The following is an 18,226-nucleotide window of genomic DNA, read 5'->3' as shown; positions in this document are numbered from 1 at the left end:
CTGTTCCCAAGCGTAAGTAATATAAATAAAAAGATTTTTAGGCGTTCTTTTCCGTTTTTAAATAAAACAAGAAAACCCAGTATTTTATAGCGAGGATGATTAAGATGGCGATTTTAGCATGATAGCTTGTAGTGTGATAGCATGCGATGCCAAGCATTATTGTGACTAAACACAAAATATTTCGTTTGGTTTTTATAGGGAGACTTCGTTTTTCTTTAATCGGTTTCAGATGTTGGTGGTAGATTTTGCTATTCACAAACCAATTATGTATCCGCGCCGAACCTTTAGTAAAAAAGAATAACGAAACAAATAAGAATGGCGTGCCCGGCATCATGGGCAAAATAATGCCCAAGATCCCAATGCCTAAAAACAAAAAACCGAAAGAAACATAGAGCATTTTCATATTTTATCCCTTAATAATAGCTACGACATTCTTCCATTCTCAATTTCAATGACTTTATCACAAATTGCCATGGTGGACGCTCGGTGGCTAACGAGAATGATTAATTTATCGCTTTTAGCCTTTAGCAAAGATTGTAACACGATGGCTTCATTCAAACTGTCCAAATTGCTCGTTGGTTCATCTAATAAAATAATAGGAGCGTTATGTAAAAACGCACGTGCAATACCAATGCGCTGTTTTTCTCCATCCGATAAACTGCTACCCAGTTCAGCGACTTTGGTGTCGTAGCCTTGTGGTAAACTCATAATGAAGTCATGAATAGCCGCTTTTTTACTTGCCTCAATCACGTCTTCACCGCTCGCATGACGTCTTGCCATTCGTATATTTTCATAAATACTTTCGTTAAAAATATAGGTTTGTTGCGTAATGTACGCCATGTTTTCGCGTAAATTTTGTGTATTAATTTGTCGTAAATCCTGTCCGTTAATTTCAATATGACCTGCTTGCGGATCATAAAAACGCATCAGTAATTTTAATAATGTGCTTTTTCCACTACCGCTGCGTCCATGAATCCCTAAGATTTGCCCTTTTTTCAGGCTTAGGGTTAAATGGGATAGAATTTGTTCCTCACCATAAGCAAAACTCACATTTTTAACGTCAATTCGCTCAATATCTTGCACCTTTTCGCCATTTTCTACCTCTTTTAATTCCGGCTCTTCTGCCAATAACCCCAATACACGTTCACCACTGGCGAGAGTTTGCAATAAATTATTGGATAAATTGCTTAAGGCAATGACAGGTCCATAACCGGACATCAGCAAAATAACGGCAATCACCAAACCTGCAAAGTTGATTTGTTGATAGCTATAAAGCACTAATCCTGTGAATAAAATCAATATGTTAAATATTGAAACTGCCCATTCGGTATAAACACGAATTTGACCTTCTTGTTCTTTTATACGTAAAAATGCCTGATCGATCGCTTGGCTGCGTAAATGAATCTGTTCTAAACGGATGTTTTCATGATTGAACAATTGAATTTCTTTCATGCCACGAACGCTATCTAAGAAATAATCATTCATTTCGCCGACTAATTCACGATATTTTCTGCCATCTTCCCGTGCCAGTTTGGTGGTGAAAATCGGTAATGCAACACCGATAGTCAAATAGGCAAAAAATGCGATTAACATTAACCAAAGGGAAATATGTCCGAATACCATCAACAAAATCCCCGATGTAAGAAAAGCGATAACAATCGGGGCAATGGTATGTGCATAAAATACTTCTAATAACTCAATGTCATTGGTGACTAAAGATAATAATTGCCCGGCTTGTTTGTCTTGTAATTTCACAAATGCCAATTTTCTTAAGGCGGTAAAAACTTTATCTCGTAACAATGCCAATAGTTTGAAGGCGATATAATGCCCCGACATTTGTTCTAAATAACGCAATATGCCACGTGCGACGGCTAGCACAATAAGTGCGGTCAAAATTTGTGGCAAACTGAGATGAATCGGGAAATCCAAGAGACTAATCAATCCCATTGCCCCCAATACCATAATGAAAATAGCGGCAAGAAAACCGAGTACGCCCATGATAATGGTAAAGCTCATAATATGTGCCAACGGGGTGACTAACTTAAATAACTGCCACATAATAACAAAAGCATTTTTACGCATTTTCCCCTCCAATTACCGCAATTTCATGGCTATTTCTAATATTTTCCAGCTGTTTTTGTTGATTAAACATTTCACAATAAACGCCCTGTTTTGCCATAAGTTCAGCATGGGTACCTTGTTCAGCCAATTGCCCCTGTTGCAACACATAGATACAATCAGCCTGTATTGCATTGGCTAGGCGATGAGAAATCATCACAATGGTTTTTTCCTGTTTCAAGCGTTGGATCAATTGCAAAATAATCTCTTCACTTTCCACATCAATATTGCTGGTTGCCTCATCAAAAATATACAAGGAGGCGTTATGTAGCAACGCTCTTGCTAGGGCTAAACGTTGAATTTGACCGCCGGACAAATTGCTGCCACGACTGAGTAAATTCATCTCCAATCCCCCATTTTCACGCACAAAATTAGCCAAATTCACTTGCTCTAAACAAGCATAAATTTCGTTATCCGTTGCGTTGGGATTTGCCATTTGCATATTCTCCCGCAAGGTTCCTTTGAAAATATAGCTGCTGTGGCTCACCAATGACACATGACGATAAAAGGAAGTGCGGTCAATTTTTTGCTGATTTTGTTGATTAAATAAAATGTTTCCTTGTTGTGGTGAATAAAAACCCATCAGCAAGGAAACTAAGGTCGATTTTCCGCAACCACTTTTCCCCACAAAAACCGTCAATCGGCGAGGTTCAATTTTCAAATTTAACCCCTTGATTGCCGCTTTTTCCGGGCTATAAGCAAAATGCAGGTTCTGAATATCCACTTGAATTGGATTTTCTACCACAAAATCCACCGCACTTTGAGGCTGTGCAATCGGCGTATCCAATAGGGTAAAAATCTTATCGGAGGCCGCTTTTCCATTCATCGCAACATGAAAGAAAGAGCCCAATAATCGTAAAGGAATAAAAAATTCCGAGGACAACAAAATAAATAAAATCACGGCAAAAATACTTAAATGACCGCCTTGATATTGTAAAAGTGCGGTCAAAATTCCCACCGCTGACCCGCCATAAGCCAGTAAATCCATAATAGACACCGAATTAAGCTGCATAGTCAGCACTTTCATCGTAATGGTACGGAAATTTTCTGCCTCAATATCCATTTGTTTGGCTTTGTAAGCATCATCTTGATAGATTTTTAGCGTCACTAAACCTTGTAAGTTATCTAAAAAACTGCTCCCCAACCCCACATAAATCGACCAATATTTATGCAATAATTTTTTCGCAATTTTGTTGACGGCAATAATAGACAAAGGAATTAAAGGCACGCACACCAATAAAATTAAGGCGGTCGGGGCATTGAAAAAGACTAAAAAAACAAACAATGTAAGAGGGGCAAGCAAGCTATAAAAGAGTTGCGGCAAATAACGTCCGAAATAAATTTCCAACTGCTCCACGCCTTCTGATGCCACCTGAATAATGGAGGAAGTGGATTGCTGTTGAATTTGATTTAACGGCATGGCTGATAATTTTTGATAAATCAGCGTTCGCAATTGATGCTTAACTTTTGTGCTGGCTCGGTAAGAGGCGTTCACCGCCATTTTTCCCGCCCAAGCCCGCAGGCAAAGTGCGGTCAGTAAAACCAGCAAAAAAATCACCGCACTTATCAGGGTTAGTTCCCGTTCAAAGGCTTGTTGCAAAACCCAAGCAAACACCACCGCACTTACTATACCGGCAAATAACGCCACCCAATTCCATAACACATTGACCGCAATCCATTTTTTGCTGTCTTCCACGGTGTTGATTAGTCGTTTGTCGATCATCATAAATCATTCTTCCTTAAAAAATACAGCCCCACCAAGTAGGGCTGTTTGAGGTATTCACAAGGGAAAACCTCCATGATTAATGCATTAAAATGTAAGTTCAGCATTAAATCTGAAATTACGCCCCGGTGAATAAAAACGATTTATTCCTTTTCCGGTATTTTGATCAATTAAGTTACTGGTTCCAAACGGACGAATAGAGCGCGCAGATTCCCAAGTAATATACTTACGATCCGTTAAGTTATATACACCAAACTGTAATGTGAGATTTTTAATTGGTTTGATATAACCAATTAAATCCACCAATGTATAAGAATCGCTACGCCATTTTATTGCCGTATCCGTACTTGGACGAGATAAATCATCTTGTGCATACATATCATAGGTATCTTTCGCTTTTTTCTTCCCTACATGAGTAACATATAAATCTACCCCGAATTTATCTTCTTTATGTGCATAACTTAAACCATAAATAGACGTTTTCGGTTGAATAGCATTCATTGGAATATTTCCATCTATTTTGCCTTTTTGATAAGTATATTTATAACTTAAACTAAAACCCTCTAATGGTTTAAATAATTCGCCCAAATACAGTTTTGAATTAATTTCAAAACCTGTTACTTTAGCATTATCACGGTTTACATTCTGATACAAAATAAAATCTTGTGCTCTTGATTGTCCACCTACAGCATTGGTTTCATTTCTTATCCCTAGATATTTTAAATCAATAAAACTATCGTATTTTGTTTTAAATATACCTGTGGTAATAAAACCATATTTTCCATAAAAGGTTAAGGCTAACTCTTTTGTTTTTGCTATTTCAGGTTTTAAATCTACGTTAGGTAAAATACTAAAATCCGGATGTTTAAAAGTGAAATACAATTCATCCGTTGTTGGAACTCTAAATCCTTTTGCATATTTCACTTGTAATCTTAAATATTCTGTAGGATCAATTGTTGTTGCAAAAGAATAAGAATTTGCTCGATATTTTTTAGGTCTAGAAAAATAATCTATATTTTCCTGCGGGTTGTTTTTAGCTGCTTTATCATATTCTGCTTTTTTTACATTATACTCTGCACGTGCTGCACTGAGCTGTTCCCAGGTATCATAGTCTAAAAAACTTGGTTCCTTACCCGGATGAGGTACGGAAATTGGAATAAATAAACCTTTTACCATATCATCAGGAATACGTGGTGAGGATTCATTATAATCCGGTTGATATTTCACACGATCATAACGATAACCAACATCAACACTTAAATAGTTATTCACCTTAATATTATCGCTAAAATAAATGGATTTATTTTTATTGATAACCGGAATTAAGAAAGAAGAAACATTATGTCTTGGGCATAAAAGTCCATTCCATTGATCTGCACCTCTTACAGTATTACAGGTGGCAATTTTATTACTCCAGCTTGATGTCATCCCTAAAAAGCGTTTTGCCCACCATTCAGGATTCACACCATCAAAACCACCTTTATTAATCATTTCTTTATGAGTTTTGCTGTAGGAAAATCCATATTTAAGTTGGTTTTCAATACCCAATAAAGAAACTGTTTTTGTAAGATCAATATTAAGTTGTTTGGTATTGGTATTTAAATCACGCTCTTTATAATCCCGTTCAAAATAACCTTTTGAATTAGGAAGAATAATAATATCGTTATATTCTAAGTTTTCAGGTTGAGCATAGATTTTTCCTTCATATTCAACTTTATGACTTAATGGTGTACTTTTTTTTGTAATAACATCACCAGTCCAAGAGGCAGGTACATTAAAATATTCGATTTCTTTATCACAATTAAAAATAGAACAATCAAGCCAATATTCTCTAAATCTAGCATCTTTAAAATAAGATTTCTGTGTATCTGTTGACAATATTTTAGGATAATCAAGAGGTTTATTATCTTTATCTACAAGTATCAAACTATCATTTTCATCTCTTGCTAAATTAATCGGATGATTATTAACATCTACCAATTTCCCATCCTTATAATTTATTCCCAATGGATTAGCATGAGGATATAAATTTCCTTCACAAGTTTTTTCATCACAATAATCATCAGTTCTTGCTCTATTTCTAATTTTTTGTTGTGAATAGGTTATTTTTAATGTATCCCATAAAAAATTGCTTTGATAATTTTCATAACTAAAAGCATAATTTTTACGTTTGCTTGAATCATTGGTGTGGCGTGTTGATGTATTGGGTTTATCCGGTTGTGTTTTTGTTACATTTAAACTATAAGACAAATCCGAACCTTGCGAGCGATTTTCATATAAATCAGTCATAACAGTAAAACGATGACTTTCATTTGGATTAAAAGCAAATTTAATTAATGTACTGTCTTTTTTTATGGTATAAGGATCGGTTTTTTCTCTTAATTTACCCACAATTTCATCGGCATATTTATAGTCATAGTTTTCAAGCTCATGCCCCTTACGTTTGGTTTTAACCATTAACACATCAAACCATTTATAACGCCCAGCAAGCGTTAAAGACTGCAAATATTGATTATTAGCGGTAAAATAGCCGGTTTTATAACCAATGTGATAATCTTTTTCTGTTAACAAGTCCCGAGCATCTTTCGTATCAAACATAACGGAACCACCCAAACCGCCCGAGCCAACTTTTACCGAATCAGCCCCTTTAATAATGGTTGCTTGTTTAAGGGTTTCCATTTCTACAGAATTTCTTGTGTTATTGAAATTACCATATCCTTCGAACAACTCTTTAAATCCTTGAGATGATAGCGTTTCCGTTTGTTGCAATCCATCAACGACAATGGCCACTCGATTTTCATCTACCCCACGAATTGCATATCCACTACTTCCCATGCGACCAGCTTCAACAACAGTTATCCCAGTTTCATAGCGAACTAAGTCGCGATTATCCTGTACTTGCTGCTTTGCCAGCATTTGAGCCGTTTTTTGCGTTTCACCAATTTTTTGTTCTTGAACATTATCTGCATTATATGCCCCTTGAACAACGATGGTATCTAGTTCTGTGGTTGCTTCTTGCGCATTTTCAGCCCAAGCCAACTGAGAAAAACAGAGTAATGCGTATGTGATGGCGGAATATTTAAATGGTTTTTGTGCAAAATTTATGTTCATGTGTTTTTTCCCCTATCAATGTCATGTTCGGGAAAATATACAAAATCACCTACAGGATCGCAAATAATAATTATTATCAATAACTAGATTTGTGAGAGAGATCACAAAATGAATTTGATTGATGAATGGGATACAACAAAAAAGGCCGTCAAGTCACGCGACTGACAGCCTTCTTATCGTTGATTTTAGGATAAATTAATTTTTACCCTGATTTTCCTTCGCTGCTTTCACAAAACCTGCAAATAACGGATGTCCGTCACGTGGGGTTGAGGTGAATTCCGGGTGGAATTGTGCAGCGACAAACCATGGGTGGTTTGGAATTTCGATAATTTCCACTAATTTTTTATCCGCACTTAAGCCTGAAACGCGTAAACCTGCCGCTTCGATTTGCGGTAGTAATTTATTGTTCACTTCATAGCGGTGGCGGTGGCGTTCTTCGATGGTGTCTGAACCATAGACTTCGCGCGCTAAAGAGCCTTCCACTAAGTGACATAATTGTGCGCCTAAACGCATTGTGCCGCCTAAGTCAGAATCTTCGCTACGTTGTTCTACATTACCATCAGCATCTTGCCATTCGGTGATCAAACCAACTACAGGTTCTGGGCAGTCTTTGTCAAACTCTGATGAGTTCGCTTGTTTTAGACCTGCCACATTGCGCGCGTATTCGATTAACGCAATTTGCATGCCTAAGCAAATGCCTAAGTAAGGGATATTGTTTTCGCGAGCATATTGTGCGGTTAAAATTTTGCCTTCCACACCGCGATAGCCAAATCCACCCGGAACCAAAATCCCGTCTAAGCCTTTTAAGATTTCTGTTCCTTTGGTTTCTACATCTTGCGAGTCAATATATTTAATATTGACGTTCAAGCGGTTGGTTAAACCTGCGTGTTTTAAGGCTTCGTTTACTGATTTGTACGCGTCCGGCAATTCGACATATTTGCCCACCATACCAATGGTGACATCGCCTGTTGGGTTTGCTTGACGATACAATACTTGTTCCCATTCACTTAAATCCGCCGGTTTCGCGTTTAAGTGGAAACGTTGGCAAACGAAATCATCTAATCCTTGTGATTGTAACAGCGCAGGGATGCGGTAAATGCTGTCCACGTCTTTAAGGGAAATCACTGCTTTTTCCGGTACGTTACAGAACAACGCAATTTTTGAACGTTCATTAGCAGGGATCATGCGATCTGAACGGCAAACTAACACATCCGGTTGAATACCGATTGAAAGCAATTCTTTCACGGAATGTTGTGTCGGTTTGGTTTTCACTTCGCCTGCGGTTGGGATATATGGCACTAAGGTTAAGTGCATGAAAATAGTTTTTTCACGACCCACTTGCACCGCCAATTGACGCAATGCTTCTAAGAATGGCAATGACTCGATATCGCCCACAGTGCCGCCCACTTCAATAATCGCCACATCGTGTCCCGCTGCGCCGTCAATTACGCGCGCTTTGATTTCATTGGTAATGTGTGGGATAACTTGAATGGTTGCGCCTAAATAATCACCACGGCGTTCTTTACGTAATACTTCCGAGTAAATTTTGCCTGTGGTGAAGTTGTTGCGCTTGGTCATTTTGGTACGAATAAAACGCTCATAGTGACCTAAGTCTAAGTCCGTTTCAGCGCCATCTTGGGTCACGAATACTTCGCCGTGTTGCGTAGGGCTCATTGTGCCCGGGTCAACGTTGATATAGGGGTCGAGTTTCATAATGGTCACATTCAAACCGCGCGCTTCCAATAGCGCAGCCAGTGACGCCGCTGCAATACCTTTCCCTAAAGAAGAAACTACACCGCCTGTAACAAAAATATAATTGGTAGCCATAATTTATAACCTAAATAATGTTGGGGGATAAAAAGAGTTGATATGTATCAAGACGGGACACTAGTTTACAGGAAATACGGGATTAACTCAAAGAATTTCTATTCAGAGTGCGGTCTGTTTTGCTAGAATTTAGGCAAAAATTTCTAGGGTAAAAACAATGTTAGATCTTGCTTATTTACAAACGGCACCAAAACAAACCGCACTTTTAAAAGCCGAATGTGCCGATTTTATCGTGAAAGAACATCTCGGCTATGACATGTCTGGTGATGGCGAATTTGTGGCATTAAAGGTCAGAAAAACCGATAACAACACCCTTTATGTGGGCGAAAAATTAGCGGCGTTTTGTGGTGTGCCTGCTCGAAATATGAGTTACGCAGGCTTAAAAGATCGCAAAGCCATCACAGAACAATGGTTTTGTATTCAAATGCCGGGCAAACCCACCCCCGATTTCAGCCAATTTCAACCGGACGGCGTAGAAATCCTTGAAGTTACCCGCCACAATCGCAAAATCCGCACGGGCAGTTTAGACGGTAATTATTTTGACATCCTATTACGCCACGCCACAGAAACCGATGAGCTAAAAGCGCGGTTAGAAATTGTCAAGAAAATCGGTTTTCCCAATTATTTCACCGAGCAACGTTTTGGGCGAGATGGGCATAATTTAACCGAAGCAATGCGCTGGGCAACGGGCGAGATCAAGGTGAAAGATCGCAAAAAACGCAGTTTTTATTTATCAGCAGCACGAAGCGAAGTGTTCAATTTAGTGGTGTCTGAACGTGTCAAATTAGGTTTAGCCACCCAAGTTTTACCCAATGATATTCTACAATTAAGCGGTACACACAGTTGGTTTAAAGCCGACCAAAATGAAGATTTAAACGCGCTACAAGTGCGGTTAGAAAAGCGTGACATTTTGCTCACCGCCCCACTTATTGGCGAAACAGAACAAGCAGCTAACGACATCGAAAACCAAATCGTGGCACAACACCAAGCCTTGCGCGACTTGATGAAACAAGAACGCCTAAAACCCGCCCGCCGCCCATTATTAATGCAAGCGGAAAACTTCAGCTGGCAATTTGAACCTGAGGGGTTACGCTTAAAATTCTATTTACCCGCAGGCAGCTATGCTACGGCGTTGGTGAGAGAGTTGGTGAATGTTGGGGATTAAATATCCCTAATTTTTCCCATCTCGATATTCTTTGGGCGTTCTTCCACATTCTTTCTTGAATACGGTGTAAAAATATTGCAAGGACGGATAACCGCAAATATCCGCCACTTCTTGCAACGGAATATCGGTATTTTGTAACATATGTCTTGCTCGCGCTAACTTCACTTCATGAATAACTTGGTGAATGGTCTTATTCATCTCCGTTTTAAAGCGTTGTTCCAAATTAGAGCGCGAAATTTTGAGATGATCCAAAACCTGATCCGCCTTAATACCTTGCGTGGCGTAATGGCGAATATAATGCATTGCCTGAATAACTAAGGGATCCGTTAAGGATAAATAATCGGTAGAACGGCGTTGTTCCACCCGCAACGGCGGAATTAACATAGGCTTATGATTAACAGGCAAGCCGTTTAACAAACGATGCAATAATTTTGCGGCTTGATAACCGATACGCTTTGTTCCTTGCACCACGGAAGATAAAGAGACACGTGATAAATATTGGATCAGTTCTTCGTTATCAATCCCAATAATACAAAGTTGATCCGGCACCGCCATATTGAGATATTCACAAGCTTGTAGCAAATGCCTTGCGCGCGCGTCCGTCACCGCGATAATCCCGGTGTGTTCAGGCAATTGGCTCAGCCATTCACACAATTGAGATTGCGCTTTAAGCCAGTTATCCGAATTGGCTTGCTCACCCAAATAAAGCTCGAAAGGGTAACCTTCCTTTTGCATAATTTGTACAAAGGCATTTTTACGCTCATTTGACCAATGTCTTTCCATGTCACTTTGCAAACCATAAAACGCAAATTTATGGATGCCTTTTTGTTTTAAATGAAGAAAAGCCGCCTCAACTAACGCGAAATTATCCGTTGCCACATAGGGATGATTCGGGTAAAAGGCAGGGTTTTGATAAGAACCACCCACCGCAATAATGGGAATCGTGGTATTTTCAAGCAGCTTCGCCGTTTCAGGATCATCGAAATCAGCAATAATGCCATCAATATCAAGTTCATGAATACTTTCTTTACGATAAGTAAAGTCATCTTCAATAAAGATATTCCACAAGCATTGAGACGCCTGAATATATTGCCCAACGCCTTCAATCACATTACGGTCATAAACCTTATTTGCATTAAATAAGAGAGCAATACGCGCATATTTCGATTCCATGATTTCTCATCCATTATTACCACTTTCTGCTTACTATACCGCAAAATGTCCATAAAAATAACCGCACTTGGGAATGAAGTGCGGTTGTTTTAGAGAGGGTTATGCTTTTTTCTTCGTCATTGTATCCATCCAAACAGCAAGCAACAAGATCGAACCTTTGACAATATATTGCCAGAATGTTGGTACATCAAGCATGCTCATTCCATTGTCTAATAAGGCAATTATTAATGCGCCAATGACCACACCATAAACACTACCAATACCACCGGCCAAACTTGCCCCACCAATTACACAAGCCGCAATGGCATCAAGTTCGGCATTTTGCCCTGCGGATGGCGCACCGGCACCTAAGCGAGAACTTAGGATTAATCCTGCAATTGCCACCATAAAGCCATTGATAGAGAAAATCATTAATTTAATTTTTTCCACATTAATGCCGGATAATCTTGCGGCGTCAATATTGCCACCGATCGCGTAAATATGGCGACCAAAAGCGGTTTTACGGGCGATAAACATACCTGCAACAGCAAGGACCGCAAGCAGTAAAACCGGGAATGGAATACCGCGATAATCATTTAAAAGGTAAATCGCACCTAATACCCCAATGGCAAATAAGCCATATTTCATGGTTTCTTTACCCACATTTGGCACAGGTAAGTTTAAATTTTTACGTGCGTTACGTTGATATGTTCCCCATAAGAAAAAGCAAATAATGGCAACCGTACCTAAAATAAACCCTGTTGTATCAGAGAGATAACCTTGTCCTATTACGGTCATTTCTTTACTAATTGGTGATACGGTTGTCCCATTTGTTGCGCCGACTAACATGCCGCGGAAAATGAGCATACCTGCAAGGGTAACAATAAACGAAGGCACTTTGCGGTAAGCCACCCACCAGCCGGTACAGGTACCAAAAATGATCCCAATAGCCAAGGTGACAATAATGGTTAACGGCAATGGCCATCCCCACCATACATCAGCAATGGCGGCAAATCCACCAAGTAAGCCCATCATTGAGCCAACGGAAAGATCAATTTCAGCGGAAATAATGACAAAAATCATCCCGATAGCCAAAATGCCCGTAATGGATGTTTGCCGCAATAAATTAGAAATATTGCGTGCACTTAAATAAGCGCCATCAGTCGCAACAAAGAAAAATGCGAGAATAGCGATAATGGCAATAAACATCACATACACTTGTAGATTTATTGATTTTAATTTAGACATAGGTTACTCCTTAAGTGCCGCTTCCATTACTTGCTCTTGTGTTAGATTATGATTAATTAAATCTGCTTTAATCTGTCCTTGGTGCATAACCAGTACGCGATCACTAATTCCTAAAACTTCAGGTAGTTCGGAAGAAATAACAATAACTGCCATTCCTTCTTTCGCTAATTGGTTGATTAATTTATAGATTTCGTATTTAGCCCCCACATCAATCCCACGAGTTGGTTCATCTAAAATAAGAATTTTAGGATGCAATAATAAACATTTTGCGAGAATGGCTTTTTGTTGATTACCGCCACTTAAGCGTCCAATGGCTAATTCAGGTGAAGAGGTTTTCACCTTGAGCTGTTCAATGGATTGATTAATGATGGTTTCTTCTAAGGCATCATTAATGATTTTTCGACCAAAGCAGAAATCACGTAGGGATGAGAGTGTGATATTTTTACCTACGCCCATAATAGGAATAATGCCGTGTTTTTTTCTGTCTTCAGGCACCATAACAATATTGTTTTGAATGGCTTCGCTACAATTTTTGATTTTAACTTTCTGATTGTTAACAAAAATATCGCCTTGGTATTTTCCTTGGTAAGAACCAAAGATACATTGAGCCATTTCTGTTCGTCCTGAGCCAACCAAACCCGCCACCCCCAAAATTTCGCCTGAATGAAGTGTGAAGTTCGCATTATTAACGCGTTTAATATGTGTATTAATGGGATGCCAAGCCGTGAGATTTTCTATGCGTAAAACTTCTTCACCAATAGTGTGTTCTTCATGGGGATAAAGAGAGGTAATTTCACGCCCTACCATCATGGTAATGATGTCATCTTCTGACATCCCTTCAGCTGAGCGGGTACCAATATGTTCACCATCGCGAATGACACAAATTTTGTCCGAAATTGCTTTAACTTCATTCAGTTTATGGGAAATATAGATACAAGCGATATTATGGGCGCTTAAATCTTTTACTAATGCCAATAAAATGCCAGTTTCTTTTTCTGTCAGTGAAGCAGTTGGTTCATCTAAAATTAATAAACGAACTTGTTTATTTAAGGCTTTAGCAATTTCGACTAATTGTTGTTGTCCAAGCCCTAATTCGCTCACTTTTGTGTTTGGGTCTATATCCAATTGCACTTGTTGCAACATTGTTTTGCAACGTAGATACATTTCATTATCATCAGTAATCCCCGCTTTCACCATTTCGTTACCTAAAAACATATTTTCAAGTACGGTCATATTTTTGACTAAGGTTAATTCTTGGTGAATGATGGAAATGCCTTTTTCTTCCGTATCTTTAATGCCTTTGGCGATGAGTGGTTCCCCTGAAAAATAAATTTCACCGGTAAAATCACCATGTGGATAAATGCCACATAACACTTTCATTAAAGTTGATTTACCCGAACCATTTTCACCACATAAAGAGAGAATTTCACCCATTTCTAGGGTAATGGAAATATTGTTTAATGCTGTGACATCACCAAATTTTTTGGTGATATTTCTCATTTCTAATAATTGAGCCATAACAATATCCTTTTATTACTTTGAAAGTGCGGTCAAAACTGAGTCCGTTTAAACCGCACTTTGAGACGTTAATTAGCGAGATTATTTATAAATCGCCTCTTTTTTATGGAAACCATCTTTAACAACGGTTTCATTAATATTTTCTTTGGTAACCACAATGGGTTCGAGCAAGTAGGCATCAACGTCTTTCAATCCATTGTTTAATTTAGCATTAGGTTCAGGTTTTTCATCTTTACCTAACGCAACGGCAATCTCTGCAGCTTTATCTGCAAGGTTATTGATTGGTTTATACACGGTCATTGTTTGTGTACCATCAACGATACGCTTAATTGCAGCTAAGTCCGCATCTTGCCCAGAAATAGCGACTTTACCTGACAAACCTTGAGCGCTTAATGCTTGGATTGCACCACCTGCCGTAGCGTCATTCGAAGCAACGACCGCGTCAATATTATTTTTATTGGCAGTTAATGCATTTTCCATGATTTGCAATGCTTTCTCAGCAAGCCAGCTGTCTACCCATTGATCGCCAACGACTTTAATTTTTCCACTGTCAATTAAAGGTTGTAATACTTTCATCTGACCTTTACGGAATAATTTCGCGTTATTGTCCACCGGTGAACCACCCATTAAGAAATAATTTCCTTCAGGTTTTTTCTCAATAATGGCTTGAGCTTGTAATTCACCCACTTTTTCATTATCAAATGAAACATAGTAATCAATTTCGGCATTATTGATTAAGCGGTCGTAAGCTAAGACTTTAACACCCTCTTTTTTCGCTTCTGCAATAACGTTGCTTAACACGTCACCATTGTGCGGAATAATCACTAACACATCGACATTTTTATTTAACATATTCTCAATTTGTGATATTTGAGCCGCATCATCGCCATTTGCCGATTGAACTAAAACTTTTGCGCCTAATGCTTCTGCTTTTTTGGTGAAAATATCACGATCTTTTTGCCATCTTTCTAAACGTAAGTCATCAATAGACATACCAATGGTTAACTCTTTAGCTGCAACGGGATTTAAGCTGATTGCAATAGCGGCAGCAAGAGATAATAAAGCAGTTTTTATTTTCATAGAGCACCTCAAATGTTAGGTTAATAATCAGTAGAGCAATATTAACAACTTCGCTCAAAGGGAAGTTTGAGCGCCTTGTTTTATGAATGCAATTATTAGATTTCACAATGTCTTTACGTTTTTTCACTTTTGTGATCGCTCGCACAATAACTAATTATCGAAATACAAAAACGAAATAACGTAATTGCGTGAAGAAATGTTTTTGTCGATTATGCTCACGAAAAGCAAATCCACCTAGGAGAAATATTATGAGCAATTACTTCAATAAAATCGAAAAAGTGCAATATGAAGGCGTTAATTCCAGCAATCCATTTGCCTATAAACATTACAATGCTAATGAGGTTATTTTAGGTAAAACCATGGCGGAACACTTACGTTTAGCGGTGTGTTATTGGCATACATTCTGTTGGAATGGGAATGATATGTTTGGTGTCGGTTCGCTAGATCGTAGTTGGCAGAAAGTTTCTGATCCGCTAGAAGCGGCTAAACAGAAAGCCGAAATAGCCTTTGAATTTATTCAAAAATTAGGTGTACCTTATTATTGTTTCCACGATGTTGATGTGGCGCCTGAAGGCAATTCTTACACGGAATACGTGAAAAATTTTAATACCATTGTAGATCTTTTAGAGAAAAAACAGGCAGAAACAGGTATTAAATTACTGTGGGGTACAGCAAATTGTTTTAGTCATCCACGTTATATGTCGGGCGCGGCAACCAATCCTAACCCTGAAATTTTTGCCCGGGCTGCGGCACAGGTTTTCAATGCGATGAATGCGACAAAACGTTTAGGCGGTGAAAATTATGTATTATGGGGTGGACGTGAAGGCTATGAAACCTTGCTAAATACGGATTTACGCCGTGAACGTGAACAGATTGGTCGTTTTATGCAAATGGTAGTAGAACATAAACATAAAATTGGTTTTAACGGCACCTTATTAATTGAACCAAAACCACAAGAGCCGACTAAACATCAATATGATTACGATGTAGCAACAGTTTATGGTTTCCTAAAACAATTTGGGTTAGAAAAAGAAATTAAGGTGAATATTGAGGCCAATCACGCCACATTGGCTGGTCATACCTTTCAGCATGAAATTGCCACCGCGGCTGCATTAGATATTTTAGGTTCTATTGACGCAAATCGTGGCGATCCACAATTAGGTTGGGATACGGATCAATTCCCTAATAGTGTCGAAGAAAATACTCTTGCGCTTTATGAAATCTTGAAAGCAGGTGGATTGACAACAGGGGGCTTTAATTTTGATGCTAAAATTCGTCGCCAAAGCACGGATCCTTATGACCTATTCCACGGTCATATTGGTGCGATTGATGTCTTGGCATTGTCATTAAAACGCGCTGCTAAATTACTCGAAGATAACGTGTTAGAAAATGTGGTTGAACAACGTTATGCAGGTTGGAATGGTGCATTAGGTCAACAAATTCTAAATGGTCAATCATCATTAGAAGCTTTAGCAAATGCAGCTTCAAGTCTTGATCCGCAACCCGTTTCAGGGCAACAAGAGTATCTTGAAAACTTAGTGAATAATTATATCTATCGTTAATATCATCAAAAGTGCGGTTGAAAATGTGAATATTTTTGACCGCACTTTAATTAAGGAGCTGATATGTATATCGGTATTGATTTAGGTACGTCAGGTGTTAAAGTCGTTTTGCTCGATGAAAGCCAACAAATTATTGCTATCACGCAGCAAACTCTTCCTATCTCACGCCCACAACCACTTTGGTCAGAACAAAATCCGGAAGATTGGTGGTATGCCGTTAATCTTGCTATGCTTGCTCTTGCTCAACAGCAGGATTTATCTGCGGTTAAAGCGATTGGATTAACAGGGCAAATGCATGGTGCAACCTTATTAGATAAAAATGACCATATTCTTCGTCCAGCAATATTATGGAATGATGGACGTAGCGCGGCTGAATGTGTCGAATTAGAAACGTTGGTGCCTAATTCTCGTGAAATTACGGGTAATTTAATGATGCCGGGATTTACGGCACCTAAATTAAAATGGACCCAAAAATATGAGCCTGCAATTGCAGAAAGAGTGCATAAGGTATTGTTGCCTAAGGATTATTTACGCTTAGTGATGACAGGGGAATATGCTTCCGATATGTCCGATGCTTCGGGGACAATGTGGCTTGATGTGGGTAAACGGGCTTGGGATACATCCTTACTTAATGCGTGTGGTTTGGATGAAAGTGCTATGCCGAAGTTGTTTGAAGGCAATCAAATTACAGGTTATCTTCGACCCGAATTAGCGAAAAATTGGAAAATAAATACGGTGCCTGTTGTTGCAGGTGGTGGAGATAATGCGGCTGGTGCAATGGGGATTGGCTTATATAAAACGGGGCAAGCTATGCTTTCTCTCGGCACTTCGGGTGTTTATTTTGTAGTAACGGATAAATTTACGGCCAATCCACAAAAAGCCGTGCATAGTTTTTGCCACGCATTACCTAACCGTTGGCATTTAATGTCAGTCATTTTGAGCGCAGCTTCTGCGGTAGATTGGGTTAAAAAAGCGACGGGTATGGCGGATGTTCAGACGTTATTTAAACAAATCGAACAAAGTGCGGTGAATTCTGATGCTATTTTCTTACCGTATTTATCAGGTGAACGCACACCTCATAATGATGCCTATGCTAAAGGCGTATTCTGGGGATTAACCCATAATGATAACGCGGTAACTTTAGCCAAAGCGGTCGTTGAAGGCGTTAGTTTTGCCATGGCAGATGGAATAGATGTTTTACATGAAACGGGCGTTGTTGCGGATAATATTACATTGATTGGTGGTGGTGCAAAAAGTGCGTATTGGCGTCAGTTATTAGCAGATATTACAGGAAGAACAATGGAATATCGTACGGGCGGTGATGTTGGTCCTGCCCTTGGTGCTGCCAAATTAGCCCAAATCGCATTGCATCCAAACGAAGATCTTGCCAATTTCTGTCAGCCGTTACCGTTAGAAGCGGTTTATCAACCTAACTCAGCGAAAACTGAATTTTATGCAGAGAAACGTGCAAAATATGGGGATATTTATCAGCGGTTGAAATGTGATAGAAAAAGTATGGCATAAAATGCACTCGATTTTTATCAAGTCTGTTCATTTAAGAAATAAATAGTACGGCTTCTATTTTTCCATTCAGGGATAAATGAAGCCGATTTTTGTACTTGTCGATAACTATCGACGTCACCAAGGACAAGAAATGGCGTATGTTCCTAGGGTCTGTTTATCTTTCAATAAAAAGCTGCGTTGTCGCCTAAAAAAGCCATC

The 18,226-nt window shown here is 38.9% G+C and carries 12 protein-coding genes; 3 read left to right on the top strand and 9 right to left on the bottom strand.

Translation table 11 applies throughout. The annotated features are described in order from the left end of the window. Window positions 1–37: 37 nt before the first annotated feature. The 5 genes from Q0O89_RS08440 to pyrG form a co-directional block, all read right to left on the bottom strand. On the bottom strand, window positions 38–403 hold the full coding sequence (locus Q0O89_RS08440; RefSeq protein WP_293731271.1) for a DUF454 family protein: 366 nt from the start codon (window positions 401–403) through the stop codon (window positions 38–40). A gap of 20 nt (window positions 404–423) precedes the next feature. Beyond that, entirely contained in the window at window positions 424–2,082 is a 1,659-nt protein-coding gene (locus Q0O89_RS08435; protein ID WP_293731270.1) for an ABC transporter ATP-binding protein, read from the bottom strand. Next, complete coding sequence (locus Q0O89_RS08430) at window positions 2,075–3,844, bottom strand: ABC transporter ATP-binding protein/permease (RefSeq protein WP_293731268.1); 1,770 nt, start codon at window positions 3,842–3,844, stop codon at window positions 2,075–2,077. The genes Q0O89_RS08435 and Q0O89_RS08430 overlap by 8 nt, the downstream gene beginning before the upstream one ends. A gap of 84 nt (window positions 3,845–3,928) precedes the next feature. Then, window positions 3,929–6,952 carry a TonB-dependent hemoglobin/transferrin/lactoferrin family receptor gene (locus Q0O89_RS08425; RefSeq protein ID WP_293731266.1) on the bottom strand — a complete coding sequence of 1,008 codons (3,024 nt, stop codon included), beginning with the start codon at window positions 6,950–6,952 and terminating at the stop codon, window positions 3,929–3,931. A 195-nt stretch (window positions 6,953–7,147) separates the two neighbouring features. After that, window positions 7,148–8,779: a glutamine hydrolyzing CTP synthase gene (gene pyrG / locus Q0O89_RS08420; RefSeq protein WP_135709040.1), complete on the bottom strand. Its 1,632-nt coding sequence runs from the start codon at window positions 8,777–8,779 to the stop codon at window positions 7,148–7,150. 157 nt (window positions 8,780–8,936) lie between these two features. Between pyrG and truD the strand changes: the two genes are divergently transcribed. Beyond that, the gene (truD, locus tag Q0O89_RS08415) at window positions 8,937–9,944 is read left to right on the top strand and encodes a tRNA pseudouridine(13) synthase TruD (RefSeq protein ID WP_293731265.1); all 1,008 of its coding nucleotides are present in this window, start codon (window positions 8,937–8,939) and stop codon (window positions 9,942–9,944) included. A gap of 6 nt (window positions 9,945–9,950) precedes the next feature. Here truD and Q0O89_RS08410 read toward each other — a convergent pair whose 3' ends face one another. From Q0O89_RS08410 to xylF, 4 genes are all read right to left on the bottom strand, one after another. After that, on the bottom strand, window positions 9,951–11,117 hold the full coding sequence (locus Q0O89_RS08410; protein ID WP_293731264.1) for a DNA-binding transcriptional regulator: 1,167 nt from the start codon (window positions 11,115–11,117) through the stop codon (window positions 9,951–9,953). 99 nt (window positions 11,118–11,216) lie between these two features. After that, a complete protein-coding gene (locus Q0O89_RS08405) occupies window positions 11,217–12,344 on the bottom strand; it encodes a sugar ABC transporter permease (RefSeq protein ID WP_135709043.1) in 1,128 nt (375 codons plus the stop codon). 3 nt (window positions 12,345–12,347) lie between these two features. Continuing rightward, a complete protein-coding gene (xylG, locus tag Q0O89_RS08400) occupies window positions 12,348–13,862 on the bottom strand; it encodes a D-xylose ABC transporter ATP-binding protein (protein WP_273391838.1) in 1,515 nt (504 codons plus the stop codon). An 81-nt stretch (window positions 13,863–13,943) separates the two neighbouring features. Further along, window positions 13,944–14,942, bottom strand: a complete 999-nt coding sequence (gene xylF / locus Q0O89_RS08395; protein ID WP_135709045.1) for a D-xylose ABC transporter substrate-binding protein — start codon at window positions 14,940–14,942, stop codon at window positions 13,944–13,946. Window positions 14,943–15,190: 248 nt separating this feature from the next. Here xylF and xylA point away from each other — a divergent pair, with 248 nt between their 5' ends. Next, the gene (gene xylA, locus Q0O89_RS08390) at window positions 15,191–16,504 is read left to right on the top strand and encodes a xylose isomerase (RefSeq protein WP_293731261.1); all 1,314 of its coding nucleotides are present in this window, start codon (window positions 15,191–15,193) and stop codon (window positions 16,502–16,504) included. A 63-nt stretch (window positions 16,505–16,567) separates the two neighbouring features. Further along, window positions 16,568–18,028, top strand: coding sequence for a xylulokinase (gene xylB / locus Q0O89_RS08385; protein ID WP_293731260.1), 1,461 nt, complete (start codon window positions 16,568–16,570; stop codon window positions 18,026–18,028). The last annotated feature ends 198 nt before the right edge of the window (window positions 18,029–18,226 follow it).

This window comes from uncultured Actinobacillus sp. (assembly GCF_945915845.1).
GTDB lineage: Bacteria > Pseudomonadota > Gammaproteobacteria > Enterobacterales > Pasteurellaceae > Exercitatus.
The sequence above is the reverse complement of the archived record's forward strand: the minus strand, read 5'-3'. Positions and strand labels throughout refer to the sequence as shown.